At 51.9% G+C, this 13,294-nt stretch carries 18 protein-coding genes; 7 read left to right on the top strand and 11 right to left on the bottom strand.

The window, feature by feature from the left end:
* The first annotated feature begins 174 nt into the window (after nt 1-174).
* Nucleotides 175-828 carry a hypothetical protein gene (locus tag ACGSLL_RS17505; protein ID WP_394507303.1) on the top strand — a complete coding sequence of 218 codons (654 nt, stop codon included), beginning with the start codon at nt 175-177 and terminating at the stop codon, nt 826-828.
* A 242-nt stretch (nt 829-1,070) separates the two neighbouring features.
* Here the strand turns inward: ACGSLL_RS17505 and ACGSLL_RS17500 are convergent, their stop codons facing one another.
* Both ACGSLL_RS17500 and ACGSLL_RS17495 read right to left on the bottom strand, forming a co-directional pair.
* The gene (locus tag ACGSLL_RS17500; RefSeq protein WP_394507302.1) at nt 1,071-1,232 is read right to left on the bottom strand and encodes a type II toxin-antitoxin system CcdA family antitoxin; all 162 of its coding nucleotides are present in this window, start codon (nt 1,230-1,232) and stop codon (nt 1,071-1,073) included.
* A gap of 312 nt (nt 1,233-1,544) precedes the next feature.
* Nucleotides 1,545-2,264 carry a hypothetical protein gene (locus tag ACGSLL_RS17495; protein WP_394507301.1) on the bottom strand — a complete coding sequence of 240 codons (720 nt, stop codon included), beginning with the start codon at nt 2,262-2,264 and terminating at the stop codon, nt 1,545-1,547.
* 163 nt (nt 2,265-2,427) lie between these two features.
* Between ACGSLL_RS17495 and ACGSLL_RS17490 the strand changes: the two genes are divergently transcribed.
* Nucleotides 2,428-2,793 (top strand): histone-like nucleoid-structuring protein, MvaT/MvaU family, encoded by a 366-nt coding sequence (locus ACGSLL_RS17490; protein WP_394507300.1) that lies wholly within the window; start codon nt 2,428-2,430, stop codon nt 2,791-2,793.
* 167 nt (nt 2,794-2,960) lie between these two features.
* On the opposite strand, the gene ACGSLL_RS17485 is transcribed toward ACGSLL_RS17490, so the two are convergent.
* Genes ACGSLL_RS17485 through ACGSLL_RS17470 form a run of 4 tightly spaced genes read right to left on the bottom strand, consistent with a single transcriptional unit; the run spans nt 2,961 to nt 6,102 of the window.
* Entirely contained in the window at nt 2,961-3,290 is a 330-nt protein-coding gene (locus ACGSLL_RS17485) for a carboxymuconolactone decarboxylase family protein (RefSeq protein WP_394507299.1), read from the bottom strand.
* A gap of 21 nt (nt 3,291-3,311) precedes the next feature.
* Nucleotides 3,312-5,018 carry an FUSC family protein gene (locus ACGSLL_RS17480; protein WP_394507298.1) on the bottom strand — a complete coding sequence of 569 codons (1,707 nt, stop codon included), beginning with the start codon at nt 5,016-5,018 and terminating at the stop codon, nt 3,312-3,314.
* Nucleotides 5,015-5,983, bottom strand: a complete 969-nt coding sequence (locus tag ACGSLL_RS17475) for an efflux RND transporter periplasmic adaptor subunit (protein WP_459349943.1) — start codon at nt 5,981-5,983, stop codon at nt 5,015-5,017. The genes ACGSLL_RS17480 and ACGSLL_RS17475 overlap by 4 nt, the downstream gene beginning before the upstream one ends.
* Nucleotides 5,893-6,102, bottom strand: a complete 210-nt coding sequence (locus ACGSLL_RS17470; RefSeq protein WP_373877936.1) for a DUF1656 domain-containing protein — start codon at nt 6,100-6,102, stop codon at nt 5,893-5,895. The genes ACGSLL_RS17475 and ACGSLL_RS17470 overlap by 91 nt, the downstream gene beginning before the upstream one ends.
* Between ACGSLL_RS17470 and ACGSLL_RS17465 the strand changes: the two genes are divergently transcribed.
* The gene (locus tag ACGSLL_RS17465; RefSeq protein ID WP_394507295.1) at nt 6,017-6,976 is read left to right on the top strand and encodes an IclR family transcriptional regulator; all 960 of its coding nucleotides are present in this window, start codon (nt 6,017-6,019) and stop codon (nt 6,974-6,976) included. The two genes, ACGSLL_RS17470 and ACGSLL_RS17465, sit on opposite strands and share 86 nt — an antisense overlap.
* 3 nt (nt 6,977-6,979) lie before the next feature.
* On the opposite strand, the gene ACGSLL_RS17460 is transcribed toward ACGSLL_RS17465, so the two are convergent.
* From ACGSLL_RS17460 to ACGSLL_RS17450, 3 genes are all read right to left on the bottom strand, one after another.
* The gene (locus tag ACGSLL_RS17460) at nt 6,980-7,672 is read right to left on the bottom strand and encodes a DUF421 domain-containing protein (protein WP_394507294.1); all 693 of its coding nucleotides are present in this window, start codon (nt 7,670-7,672) and stop codon (nt 6,980-6,982) included.
* Nucleotides 7,673-7,823: 151 nt separating this feature from the next.
* The gene (locus ACGSLL_RS17455; protein ID WP_394507293.1) at nt 7,824-8,051 is read right to left on the bottom strand and encodes a DUF6555 family protein; all 228 of its coding nucleotides are present in this window, start codon (nt 8,049-8,051) and stop codon (nt 7,824-7,826) included.
* 163 nt (nt 8,052-8,214) lie between these two features.
* Complete coding sequence (locus tag ACGSLL_RS17450) at nt 8,215-8,625, bottom strand: response regulator (protein ID WP_394507292.1); 411 nt, start codon at nt 8,623-8,625, stop codon at nt 8,215-8,217.
* A 412-nt stretch (nt 8,626-9,037) separates the two neighbouring features.
* Here ACGSLL_RS17450 and ACGSLL_RS17445 point away from each other — a divergent pair, with 412 nt between their 5' ends.
* Nucleotides 9,038-10,048 (top strand): chemotaxis protein CheB, encoded by a 1,011-nt coding sequence (locus ACGSLL_RS17445; RefSeq protein ID WP_394507291.1) that lies wholly within the window; start codon nt 9,038-9,040, stop codon nt 10,046-10,048.
* Between the two features lie 113 nt (nt 10,049-10,161).
* On the opposite strand, the gene ACGSLL_RS17440 is transcribed toward ACGSLL_RS17445, so the two are convergent.
* A complete protein-coding gene (locus ACGSLL_RS17440) occupies nt 10,162-10,734 on the bottom strand; it encodes a DUF7673 family protein (RefSeq protein ID WP_394507290.1) in 573 nt (190 codons plus the stop codon).
* Nucleotides 10,735-10,921: 187 nt separating this feature from the next.
* On the opposite strand from ACGSLL_RS17440, the gene ACGSLL_RS17435 reads away from it, so the two are divergent.
* The gene (locus ACGSLL_RS17435) at nt 10,922-11,167 is read left to right on the top strand and encodes a hypothetical protein (RefSeq protein ID WP_394507289.1); all 246 of its coding nucleotides are present in this window, start codon (nt 10,922-10,924) and stop codon (nt 11,165-11,167) included.
* Between the two features lie 11 nt (nt 11,168-11,178).
* On the opposite strand, the gene ACGSLL_RS17430 is transcribed toward ACGSLL_RS17435, so the two are convergent.
* Complete coding sequence (locus ACGSLL_RS17430) at nt 11,179-11,379, bottom strand: hypothetical protein (protein WP_371915164.1); 201 nt, start codon at nt 11,377-11,379, stop codon at nt 11,179-11,181.
* A gap of 493 nt (nt 11,380-11,872) precedes the next feature.
* Between ACGSLL_RS17430 and ACGSLL_RS17425 the strand changes: the two genes are divergently transcribed.
* Nucleotides 11,873-12,712 (top strand): alpha/beta fold hydrolase, encoded by an 840-nt coding sequence (locus tag ACGSLL_RS17425; protein WP_394507288.1) that lies wholly within the window; start codon nt 11,873-11,875, stop codon nt 12,710-12,712.
* Between the two features lie 188 nt (nt 12,713-12,900).
* Nucleotides 12,901-13,125, top strand: coding sequence for a DUF2188 domain-containing protein (locus ACGSLL_RS17420; protein ID WP_041478933.1), 225 nt, complete (start codon nt 12,901-12,903; stop codon nt 13,123-13,125).
* The last annotated feature ends 169 nt before the right edge of the window (nt 13,126-13,294 follow it).

Raw genomic sequence — 13,294 nt, 5'->3', positions numbered from 1 at the left:
GGTCAATAATATCGATTTTTGGCCGTTGGTCAATATTTGGTTGTATCGTGCGTACTGTCTTTCACAACGCAGAACCAAACGCATTAATATTTTTGATTGGAGCTAAAGTATTCTCGGTTTTGAGCCGTTTAACAAATAAACAAACAAATAAACGCGCTGAGAGGCTCAAGACATATGGCTACCGTCACCACGCAAGAATCAACACAACCATATGATTATCTCCGGGGACGAATAGCCTACGAGATTTCTAGTCTTGTAGGCGCCTTCAGGGACGGAGACCAAGTCGTGCTCAAAATTGATGAGTACGCCTACCACTTGAGCCCAACTCAAGCCGATTTGCTGGCTCAAGGATTTCTAATGGCAGCTCTACGCACTGGTCTTGGACGTTTCGATATGCCATGGCGTAACGGACACATTCACCAAGTGAGTGCGATACCCAAAAAGACTTCGCGTAAGGGGATGGGGATCTATGACGACACACTTTATATCTCGGAAGCAGACTATAAGTTTTTCGCGACGGGTTGGCTTTACGAGGGAACTGGGGAGGATTTGGATTATCCCGCAAACGTGGTATTTCTTAAAACTGGCCGGAATGGTGTTGTCGGATTCAAAAAGGGAAAAGATGAATTTCTTTTGAGCCCAAAGCACGTTGCTCAGCTCTTTTTGGAGCTTGCGGATTCTGCTAATTCACTCGGCACGCGTGTATGGAGTATTTGGGACAGGCATATCGAGTGGAGTACCGGGCACGCGACATCAGATAAAGCCTCTTTTGATCTGGCGAATAGTGCACTATTTGATTACCTAAAATCATACAAACCTATAGTTTAAAAGTTTGATCGGAAAAAGTATCGATTTTAATGCTTGAGGAACCTTGGCTGAGAGTCAGCAAGGCTCTCTTCAGATGCTAAGCGTGTAATTAGCGCTATTCAGCACTTAACGAGACCTTCACAGAGAGGCTAATGGGTGTGACCCCGGCTTGGGGGAGGGCGCTTTAGCTCAAAGCCTCGCTGCTCTGGCCCTACTAAATCTCGGCCAGGGTCGTTGTTTGGGGGTATCAATTCGCTCAGGAATTAGAAGCTCCGTACGGAGTCGCTGAAAACGCCCTGGGCCTCTACGTATTCGTTGTAGTTTTTAACGGCCTCGATGTTCTCAGTCAGCCATTGCTCGCCCTGCTTCTTCCTCAGGGCCTCGCCTTGCTTCTGCTCCAAATGAATTTCGTCTTGAGTATGCATGGCGTTGTCTCCCGTTCAGTCGCGATCATAAGAGCAGACAACAGCATCCTGAAAAAAATCTACCGGGATCTTCGGCGGTGATAAATGCGTGTCCGGTGTCATCAGACCAGATCAATCCGGCTTGGGGCATGCGCAGGGAGATGAGCCAGAGTTTCACAATACGGGTTGATCAGTTTTGGAAGTTTTGCTGCAAGTGAACCGCCAATCATATCAAGTTCTAAAAGGGCTTTTTAGGGCCCTTTTTTCTTTGCGCTGACCTCGTGGAGGACGGCTGACTTCTTGCTCCAAACCGAGTTCGCTAGTCAAAAACTTTCAGCGAGGCATTACCTGTTTTTTACCACTCACAAAAACGTAGGTGTCTGGCTCCCAATCGAATTGCATTTTCGAAACATTCGCCGACGCGAGTTTTTTGTCCGAAGCCTGGAACTGGTTGTAGTCCATGGTGCCGCTGTAAATATAGTTTTGTCCAGGGTCGATTTGATTGTCATCGGAAAGGCTGATGCGCTTTATGACGTCACCGAAGATATCCTTGAGTACTACTGTACCTTTGATTCCAGAGAGTGGTTCTGCAGTATTGTTTTTGAACGCAACACTGAGCGAAAAGTAGTCGCTATATCGCTTATTGGCGTAGTCTTTTGGATTGAGCTTAAGTTCAAGCAGAGATGCGGTTAGCGTTGCATTCATCTCTTTTAGGCTTTGAAGCTGCTGCTGCTTCACCTGCTCCGCCAGGGCTTTTTGTTTCACTGCCTCTGCTGCTTTTTCGTCAAGCCAAGCTTTCTGCGTTTTCAGCGCGTCTCCAAGGGTTGTATCAGCTACGGCTTGCGAACCGCCGAAGGCGCTCGCCATGGCACGGCGCGCCGCGTAACCCAAGAAAAGCTTTTTGTCTTCATCTGTGAGCTTTTTGACCGATTCTGCTAGGTGAGTATTGTCCGACCATTTGCTGATATCCGCTGGCAATTTGGCATCTTTAGGATCGGAACATGCAGTCAGTAGAACGCAGACGAGAATGGTAGTAGCAAGTTTTGCGTACATTTTTCTTCCTGATTTAGTACGTTTTCAATGGCGAGGATTTGGTGTGAATGCAAAATGCTGGCATCATCCAGGATTGTTATGCAGGACTGGAAATTTCACAAGCGAAGTGTTTGACCACATTTTTTGGTGTACCGTTAAGGTACTAACTACATAGAGGTCTTTCATGTCCAAACTCGCAGAATTCCGCCAGCTCGAAAAACACCTCGCCGAACAGCTTCAGGCCCTGGAAGCCCTTAAGGGCGATGCAGGCCTCAAGAAAGAAATTGAGTTCGAAACCAAGCTGCGTGATTTGCTCGCAAAATACGGCTACAGCCTCAAGGACGTGATCAATCTCCTAGATCCGCAAACTGGTCGTCGCGCTCCAGCTGTCGAGTCCAGAGCTGGCAGCCGCAAGCCTCGCCAATTGAAGGTTTATAAAAATCCTGAAACGGGCGAAGTCGTAGAGACCAAGGGCGGTAATCACAAAACGCTCAAGGAGTGGAAAACAAAACACGGCGCTGCGACGGTCGAGTCTTGGCTGGACAATTGATTTTGGTTGAGTACAAAAAGGCCCGTTGCGGGCCTTTTTTATTTGCACTGGTTTTGGAATTTCATGCGTTGGACAGGTATTAGCAGCTCAATCACCCTTGGGCGTCTTAGCTTCGCTTGCTTCAACTGATGGGTCTTATCGTAGGTGTGTCAGTAACTGGCATCTCGTCATTTAGGCTCTGCGATACTTTTCATCGCTTGCCAGCCATGTGTAATCCCTCCACCCGCCCTAAGGGCCGTGGCTACCATGATCGCCTCGGCTACATCTTGTTTTGACGCCCCCGCGCTGATGGCTCGCTGGGCATGGTCGGTAATGCAATAGGAACACTGTGTAGTCACTGCTACCCCCACAGCGATTAATTCCCGTGTGGCCAAATTCAGGCTACCGACATCCTTGTTGAACACAGCTTTGTCAAAGTTGAAAAATGCCGCGACCATTTCGGGGGCAGCCTCTTGGAGATCGAGCATGTAGTTAACATCGGCCTGATGATTGTGCATTTTTGAATCCCTTTAAGTTCATTATTGGGGCGTGGAATTTGATGCTTTGTGCTGCTTGATTGAGTCCAAGCTCATGCGGTGGCCAGACTCAAATATTTTAAGTCCACGCTGTGTCAGCTCCCTACCGACCGGCGATGGCGGCTCGTATGCAGCGAGAAAGGCCAAACGCTCAGCCGCACGTTGGGTGAGCCAGTTGGCTGACAATCGTTTTTTCCGCATTGTTTCCAAGTCGGAATTGAGTGCTCTGATAATTCGTTGCTGCAGCCATATGGCTTTGGGCGGCCCTAGCACATCAACAGCTGCGTACAGCAGTCCTAGGCCCGCAGCGATCCCCAGTCCAGTGGACAAGCATTGATCGATTGCAAATGTCATGTAATTGCTTGGCTGGACAAGCACCGCCAGGGTGAGGCAGAAACCGAGACCGTAAGGGGTGAGTGACGGTGAAGTCATGCTCATCAGCCCCAGAAAAAGAGGCGCAGAAAGCACCAGGATCAACATCTCGAAATCGCCCGAACCCTGCGCAAGCGAACTGAGTACGAACAGGATGGCGACAGGGATGGCGATCAAAGCTCCACCGAGTAACTTTGCGGTGGCCAGGTGTGGAGCCGGGTGTGAAGAGAATATCTGGGAGAGGAGAACAGGTAGTGCGATCAGCATTATTAGTGCGGCTTGTTCGTCTGACAGAATCCAGACCCCGATAGCGCTCAGGAAAACAAGTGAGCTTCGCAGCGCCGATCTTAGTCCGACGAGCCAGTCACGATGTCGATTGAAGCGTGGAGAGCGTTGCGTCCCGCCTGATCTTTCAGCGATTGAATCGCAGGCCCCACGCATAGCTGAGAGTGCCTCGGATACTTTATCCAGACACTCTTTCTCAAGCGAGCTGCAGCCATGAGCGTCTTGATCGACGAAACGGGCCAGCATGTCCGGTAAACGCTTTGGGTTATCACTCAATATGCGTTCGATGGTTTGTCCCCAGGCGACGATGGTGAGCGCGTTGCTGGCGGTGAGCAGTGCTGCATCGACATTGGTTGCCAGTTCATAGCGTCCTGAATTGACGTCATCGTTTAAGGACGTGGCTAAGGCAATCATGCTTATGCGCTGCAGATGGACAGCTGTTGGATTTGATTGAGCTTGGAGAATCGCAGAGACGTGGGTGAGGCTCAAATCTCGTAGGCGATTCATACTCGTCTCCAGCACCTTTTGCACCTTGAAGGGATAAAGCAGGACGCTGGCGAAAATGGCACTGCCGGCTCCCACTATGACTTCGCTCAACCGAGCGCGCACCACCATAAAGATTGATCCGCTGCTGGTGTTTGCAGGATTGGCCATGGCAAAAAGTACAATAAGAATCGCGGTGACACTCACTAACGAAGTTGCGAATACAAAATTGACATGCCGCATGGTCGAGGCGATTGCCGACGTGACGGCAACACACAGCGCGAGTGCTCCAATAGCTGAGACCGGGTATGGCGTCAAATTGTCCAAGATCAGAATGGCTATCGCAGCGCCAATTGTTGATCCCAGAACAAGACATGCCGCTTTCTCGATAACCAGTCCGGCTTCGGGTCGAGCTTGGAGCATCATTGACGCCACCATCGCCCAGAATGGTTTGTCCAGATCCAGGCTCATCGAAGTTGCCAAGGCGAGCGCAACGGCGGAAAGCCCCTTGCAGGCGAACACTATGCTGCGCAAATCAGGATTCAAGAAATGCGTAAGCACGGCTCTCATGGCTTGTCCATCTCGATGGCTCGCTCGTGAATTCTCACCGACGCGCTCATGCCAGCGATTAAACGGATACTCGCAAGGTCGCCGTCCAGCTTTATGTCGACCGGTATGCGTTGCGCCAGTCGCACCCAGTTAAACGCCTGCTGCACTTGAGGCAGCAGCATGGGATCTGCTTGTGTGTTGGTGTTGGCGACACCTTTGGCAACGCTTTGGACATGACCCGTGATTGACTGCCCTCCGCTCATGAATGACACCTCGGCCATATCCCCCTCACGTATGTCGAGAAGCTTCGTTTCCTCGAAGTAGGCAGTCACGTAAAACGAATCGTCTTTGACGAGTGAGAAGGCAGGAGAGCCCTGAGCTACGTAGTTGCCTTCCTGCAGTCTGACGTTGGTGATCGTGCCGTCAGATGGCGCCGTCACAGCTGTACGGGCCAAGTTGATCTTGGCAGTTTCCCACTGCGCCTTGTTGACCTCATATTGGGATTTGGCCAGCAAGGCTTGGGAACGCGCGTTATCTAGATCCTCAGCGCTGATCGCGTTGATCTTGGCCAGTGGAACACGGCGGCGCTCCAGAAGTGTTGCGAGCTCCCAGGCATGCTTCGCGTGTTCCATCCTGGCTTTCGACTCGTTCAAAAGGGAGCGATAACGGGTGGGATCAATTTCAAAAAGCAGATCGCCTTTCTTTACCGGCTGGTTGTCTCGCACTTCAAGTCTGGTTACCCAGCCCGCGACATCGGGTGCCACGACCACGACATCGGCTCGAATTCGCCCGTCCCGAGTCCATGGTGAGAGTCGATAGTGGTTCCATGTCCACGACCCGGCCAGCGCGGCGCAGATGGCAATCACTAACGTCACACACACCCGGGTTGTTGAATTCATTTCCATCCCCCATCGAGAAAGGCGACTGCGGTGGCGATGTAGCAGACGAATAGCGAAAGCCCAAACCACGAGCGCTTCCAAATCCATCGCCGTATTACCCATTCCGGAATGAGTAGGTGCGTGATCATCGTCAGAGATGCCGCAGCGCCAACGCAGACCACCATGGGAGTAATCAATAGGCCTGCGACAGAAAATTCCCGCAGCATTTATCAGCCTCACAATTCAACTGTATCGCAATGCGGTAACTGTACCGCGAACGGATTTGTACCGCAATATGGTACAGTGATCGAAATACTGGAGGTGTCGATGGACGAGCGAATTCAAGCAGGGGCGGGCGATGAGCGTGGTGGCGGTATCCAGGTTATTGCCCGTGCGGCAAAAATTCTGAATCTATTGGGAAGAAGCGCAGGTGGTATGAGTTTGGGAGAAATTGCCCAAGCAGTAGATTTGCCTCGCTCAACGGTTCAGCGCATCGTAGGAGCGCTTGAAGAGCAGGGAATGATTCGGAGTGAAGGCGCTGGCGGAATCAGTTTAGGTGCCGGTTTGTTAAGGCTTGTCGCGAATGCACATGTTGACCGAATGACTGTCGTTCGTCCTTGGCTGCAGAAACTGAGCGAGGCGGTTCAAGAGACCGTTGTTTTTTCGAGACCTGCTGGCATTCAGCTAATTGTTGAAGATCGTGTTGTTGCTGACCGCGAGTTGCAGGTCATGCCACGTCTTGGCCAATTGGACACGCCGCTGTACGGAACGTCTGCTGGGCGAGCGCTTCTTGCCTTGGACAAAGATGAGGATGTGATTGCTTTGCTTGCGGTAAGAAAGACCGCGAAGCACAAAGCAGTGTTGCCTCAAACTCTGGCGGTTCAGTTGGACGGTATTCGAAATACCGGGATTTCCAGTGACCACGGTGAGCATATCGAGGGAATCACGACAACCGCCGTTGCTCTGGATACGGTGTTGGGGCGTTTCGCAATTTCGATGCCCATTCCGACATTCCGTTTCGAAAGGAAACGCGATTCCTATATCGAAGAATTGTTGCTCTGCAAGGCAGGATTGCTCAAAGAAATCGGTATAGACGGCTAACGCTCACCGACAGCGTGGTGTTGTGAGTGCGATTGACCAGATGCGGTGGTTACACCGAGAGCAGTCTGCTCGTTGACCTTCAACAATGTGATGGGAGAAACCGCAATTTACGCAGCAGCACAAGGCCGATGCAGGCGCAGTTTCAAACTCAGCACGATGTTCCAATGGTAGAACGGACAGCCCAGGACGCAGATCTTTCTGTTCGAAAAAATAAAGGCTGACGTCGCCGTCGGTCTCAACGAGCCCGAGCCTTACTTGTCCGAGATGTTCAACCCCTTGCTGTCGTAATTCCATCAACAATTCGTTGGATGAGATGTTAAGCGTTTCTAAAGATTTGAGCTCATAGAGACCGTCGCGGATTACGGTGACCGGAAGCCCATCCATCCAGGCTTCGAATCTTTTGCTCTTCGTCATCACCAGGACGGTAAGCCGGTAAAGAAGCAGGAGCGTGAGAAATACTACGGCGACCGGGAGTAGGGGAACGTCATGGTAGAAGGACACATCTCCTGCTGCTGAGCCCAATGTCAAAATCACGACCAGCTCAAAGAGTGAGAGCTGTCTGATCCCTCGTCGACCGCTGGATTTCAAAAAAAGAAAGACTGCGAGAAAAGCGAAGGTGGCCCTAAAACCTACCTCCAGCAAAAACGCTAAGGGAAATTCGTCTATCAGCATCCGCTGGATATCGAAAGGCGACATCGTGACCTCGTTTTTATTTTCAGAGTGGACGGCGTATCGAATCAGCGTTGGGTTCAAAAGCTGATTTCGGAATATCAGCGGGTAATCGGACTTTGCGGGCGGTTACGACATGAAGCGCATTCATCAATAGCCCGCGCCATACCACGCACTGCTACGTTGAGCTGGCTCGCCAGGTGACATCGGTAATGCCGTATTTCTCGGCTTGAGGTTTTGACACCATTTTCAGTGGTGGGCGACCAGGCCTGGGAATGGGAGCTACGCCCGCATCGCAACTAGCCCAGTTCCAGGCATCAGCGTCTTGCATCGCTTTGCTACGGATGATGAAGGACTTCGGTACCCCATGAAGCTTGTAGTTGATGACGAATAGATTGTTTTCCATGACTAACTCCGTCTGCTCTGATCTAACGGAGTCATCGGGCGCGGAAAAATTCAAAAAATTCAGGGACTTCACCACCGGATTGATTTCAATGGAGGTAGAGTCGCGGGCCTCAAGAGCTGAGCACTATCGAGTCCTGCCTGGCCTCATAGCTTCCAAGCTAGGCTCAGCGTTTGCTAATCGGATTTCCGGGTTGCAAAAGCTCCGCCACTGCCACAACCATCTCATCCAGCGACCAAGGCTTGTGCAGGTAAATGGTTTGAGCTGGCACTTCGGTGCTCTCGATCAGATAACCCGAGGTAAGTATCGCAGCGATGTGAGGCCACCTGCCTTTGACCATCTCTATGAACTCGATGCCTTGGACTTGGCCGGGGACGCCGTGATCGGCGATCACTAGGACGCATTCACCATGTGCTTCCAGCAGGTAGGTCAACGCATCATCCGCCGTAGCGAACGGGACAGTCTTCGCGCCAATCTCATCCATGATATCGGTCATGAGCGACTGCAGAGTTGGGTCGTCCTCAATGACGATGACCTTGCCGTGAATCGGCAGCAGTCCTTCCCAATTTACGTTCAAACAATCCTCCTCCTACCAGAGAAACCGACCAAACAAACGGAACGGTTGCATGACTGTAAGCGAAAATCGCGTGTGCCGCTTGGAGCTCGCGGGACATTCGACTCAACTGAAGCCCCCTACAGATGTCCTCGCATCGTAGTGAAGGAGCCTGTGGGGCCTTGCTTTTCTGATCGTCCGCGAGAGCATCGATCCCTTCCAAATTGTGGGCTTGAGGCTATGAATGCTGCGTAGCAATCCCTTGATCTAGATCAAACATTGTTCAATTTTTCGAACCTTCCCTCAGAGGTATCTATCGAAACTAGGAACAGGGTAAGCGCATCACCGGGGAAGATCGACAAGCACTTACGCGCGAATTAGTTGAGGCAGCTGAATCAAATTCAAGCGTGCAAATCTAGCAACCTAGGTTTTATCCATGCAGCAAGAAAACCATAATCACCAAGTCATAGTCATCGGCACGTCCAGCGGCGGGCTCGCTGCATTGCGTGAGTTTCTCGCGGGGCTTCCGTCTGATTTAAATGCGGCTGTCTTCGTCACAATGCACATCGGAGACCAACCTAGCGCTCTCCCTAAGCTGCTTGCTCAAGCGAGCCGATTGCCCGTCGGCTTCGCTGTGAGCCAAGAGCAGGTAGTGACGGGTCGTGTATACATAGCCCCTCCCGATAAGCATCTCCTTGTCAAAAAAGGAGCTATTCAGATCACTCGAAGCGCCAAGGAAAACCACTCGCGGCCTGCGATTGATCCGATGTTTAGATCGGCTGCCATTAGCTATGGAAGTAATGCCATAGGGGTGTTGATGACCGGCGAGCTTGATGATGGTGTAGTGGGGCTTCAGGCGATAAAGGCCTATGGCGGACTGGCCTTCGTACAAGATCCTGAGACTGCCGAAGCGCCCTCAATGCCGATGAATGCTCTCCGGCATGTGAGTGTGGACGGATGCCTGCCGCTTACTGAGTTGGCGAAGAGGCTAGTACAGATCATCAATCAACGTACAGCGGAGACGACAGCACCTTCTGCATCAAACCGTATCGAGCCATTCGCTACGGAGAATGATCTGGCTGAGGATTTCAGTAAAGGTGGTTCCTACGCGCTAAATGAGATCGGCCAGGTCGCAGGCATGTCCTGTCCGGAATGCGGAGGCGCTCTGTGGGAAGTAGCCGCATCCTCTCCACGGTTTCGCTGCCATACCGGTCATGCCTATACCGCCGCCGCATTGTTCCATGCCCAGAATGAAACGATTGAGGAGGCACTCTGGGTGGCCATTAGAGCCTTGCATGAAAAGCAGTTGCTCCTGGGGCGGCTCGTGCGGAGCAGCAAAGATGCCGGGCGCCAGGGCGCGTTACGAGAATACGAACTTGCAAGCGAGGGACTCGAGAGTCATAAGGCTACTCTTCGAGCATTGCTCACCTCGTTACGTCCAGCCTGAGAAAACAAGCCGAACTGCGTTTGTCTTGTCGCATCGCTCAGACACTTCAGCGGTTGCGGTTCAGGGTGCACTGGTGAGCTGAACCCTTTGATGACAAAGCGCCGGAAGCGATGCTACTTGATCCCGTGCCATTTCAACGCCAATGCTCGGAAACGTGGGGCGTATCCAATTGCTTCAGGAGTTGCTCCGTTTTGAGCGATCCAGCTAAACACTACACCACAGCAAGAGGCGGTTTGTTGGTTCAGACCATAAAGGTCAGCGAAATCAAAACCGCCATTCTCGGGCGCGTTCCACCAAGCCAAGAGAAAATTTGCCACCTTGCTCGATTGCGTGGTGTCCCGCTCAGCCAATGCCAGCAGGTGTTCCAACGCCGACCGGGTGGCCATATCCATAGCCGGATTAGAATCCGCACTTTTTGCGAAGGGATGGATGGGAGCTGCAGAGCCTAGCTCTGGAAGAGCACGCAGACGTTTGTCCGCTGAGTCACCCCATAACCGTCCGGCCTCAACCGTCTCCTCTGGGCTTATAAGCCCTCGGGCGCTGAGCTCTCGAAGGAAATTGAGGCCCAAGTCCAGCGCCTCGAACAACCTGTGCCGATTAGGCGCATTTTGAATTTCATTTAAATGCGAAAGTGACTGCGAGAAATAGGGTTCAGGTAGGTCTCGGAGGCAGGGTGCGCCGGACATGAATAACGCCTCGGGTTGATCGTCAATGAATTATTAATACGTCGATTTCAGTGCTGGGCATTGATATGCACGCGCCTGAACAACCTTGTGTAGCAACCTTTCGAGAACATTAGGCTTGAATGATGGTCTGGTAGATTATTGCAGAACATGCTGGTGCAAGGATGCACTTTCAAAATGCGGAGCGCACATGGATTACATCGATCTGATTCAGTGGCCAGCGATGGCTGTCACAGTCGTCTCAGCCTGGTTCATCGGCTCGCAACGAGCTTACCGCCGGATGATCGCTTTTTGGGGGTTCATCCTAAGCAATGCGCTTTGGGTGGCTTGGGGACTTCATGCCGAGGCCTATGCGCTGATTGTTCTTGAATGCGTGCTGCTGGGCATGAATGCCCGAGGATTCAAAAAAAACTTCGACGGGCAGCGTCATTCTTAAGTCTGCCGTGGTTAGCTCTTCAAATTTTTCCTCAATCCACGAAGGTTCATCAGAAACAGGCAAACCTGCAATACGATCAATGCATAAGCGCCCGCGTAGGCGCCCCAGATGACCCACAAGACGTTGCTCACGCTGAAGCACACAAACCCTGTCATTCGCCTTTTTGGTCGCTGCGATCCGATGAGCCATGCGGCCAGAACGGTGACGACCATCGCTGGCCACTGAATCCAATCCCAATAAGACAAATTATCCTCTCAATACTTTAGCGTGAGCCGGACTGCTGCTTGGATGCCAGGCTGATCAGTCAGGCTTGTCATCGTCGGATGGGGTTTCGATTTGCCGAGAACGTAGCAAGGATGGAGCTGACCATTAGGATGTGTTGTCACAACAACAGATATTAGTGACCAACCCTCAGCGAGCTTCACGTTTACTTCATTGGTCGAAAGCGCTTCTATGATATGCGTTGCCTCGGACATATGCATTTTGTCGTTCTCAAGCTGAGGAGTTCATCTGTTAGGCGCCCGTCCTGGATGAGGTTTCCTCTGCCTAAGATTGTGGCCCTGAGTTGCCTGATCACCAAGCGTTTGAACCTTTATCAGAATGTGTTGGGCTTAGACAAATATCGAGATATTAGGAGGACAGGCTGTAGTTCGAGTCTCACAACTGCTCGTCTACACTGCTTCACGAATGACGGAGGAGGAGTCCATGCCGAGCCGAATGATGACCGTTACAGACTTGCAGGTGAATGTCTCAATCGCCGGCCAAGGCCCACCGTTACTCCTACTCAACGGTCTGGGAGGTTTGATTAAAACCTTCGATGCTCTGCGCAACGAACTAGGTGACTACACAACGATCACGTTGGACGTGCCTGGTGTCGGCAAATCGCAGATGCCCCGCTGGCCGATGCGATTGCCAAGTCATGCCGATCTGATCGCCGAAATGCTCACACAATTGGGTTTCGACCATGTTGATGTATTTGGCGTGAGCTGGGGCGGTGCATTGGCGCAAGAGTTGGCTCTTCGTCATCCCACCATGGTACGAAGGCTTATCTTGGCGGCGACCTCTGCGGGCCCGGTGCTACTGGTAAAGCCCGCCGACATCCTGGAGTTTTTTAGAGGGAGCGCAGGCGGCAAACAACCCGAACGAGATGGTTCAGCCAGTTCGACACAGGCGCTGCTGCGTTTCGGTGTTGTAAAGCGAATGCTAACCGTACGCCTTCGAACCTACCAACACCAGCTAACCGCTTTAGTAGGCTGGACAAGTCTGCTGCGGTTATCCCGTTTGCGTATACGCACGCTCATCCTCATCGGCGATCGTGACACCCTCGTGCAGCCATACAATGCGCATGTCCTGCGACGCTCAATTCCACAAGCCGAACTGCGCGTTCTCAAGGGCGAGGGGCATTTTTTCGTAGTGACCAGTGCCAGGCGAACTGCTGGTTTGATACGCGAATTTCTTTGCCGGCAGCAGAACGGTGAAGGCTCAGCGCCGGAGATCGCTAACCGCGCTGGTAAGCAACGCTTGCAGCGAGCTAAGACTGTTTAAGCTTTGCCATGCTAAAGCTCTTACTGCTGTGTAGCGGCTACAGCCCATGCTTCGGGCGTTTGGCCCACGTCCTGAGGAAACTCAAGAGGATTTCCGTAAGCATCCATAATGCCGCCACTCCGTTCAAACTCTTCGGTTCTCCTATGGTCAACCTGACAGGTATTGATCGTCATTTCAGAGGTGAGCCAATGGATAACTATCACATCAAAAAAACGGAAAAACTTTGGGAGCTCGTCAAAGAGGGCGCGCAACGCGCCTCCAAGACCGCATCTACGAAAGCAGAAATCACCGAGATAGCGAGCGAATTTCTTCAGGGCAAGACAGCTTCTCTCAAAATCCACAAAGAGGACGGCACGATCCAAGAGGAGCGTACATTTCCTCGATCAGCAGATCCTAGAAAGACTAAAGGCTGAAGGGACTACTTGCCCAAGGAGGGGCAGTGCCCATCGCACCGAACTGCCGTGCACGCGGTTGACCTGTAGGGCTCGGGGCATCTCGATTGAGCTTCGTTTCAAACAGAGGTGCTGAGCATGGTAATCGCATGTTTAGGATAGGGATCGTTGATTTGGAAAACGAACATCT

Source organism: Pseudomonas retamae (assembly GCF_043496865.1).
Lineage (GTDB): Bacteria > Pseudomonadota > Gammaproteobacteria > Pseudomonadales > Pseudomonadaceae > Aquipseudomonas > Aquipseudomonas retamae.
The sequence above is the reverse complement of the archived record's forward strand: the minus strand, read 5'-3'. Positions and strand labels throughout refer to the sequence as shown.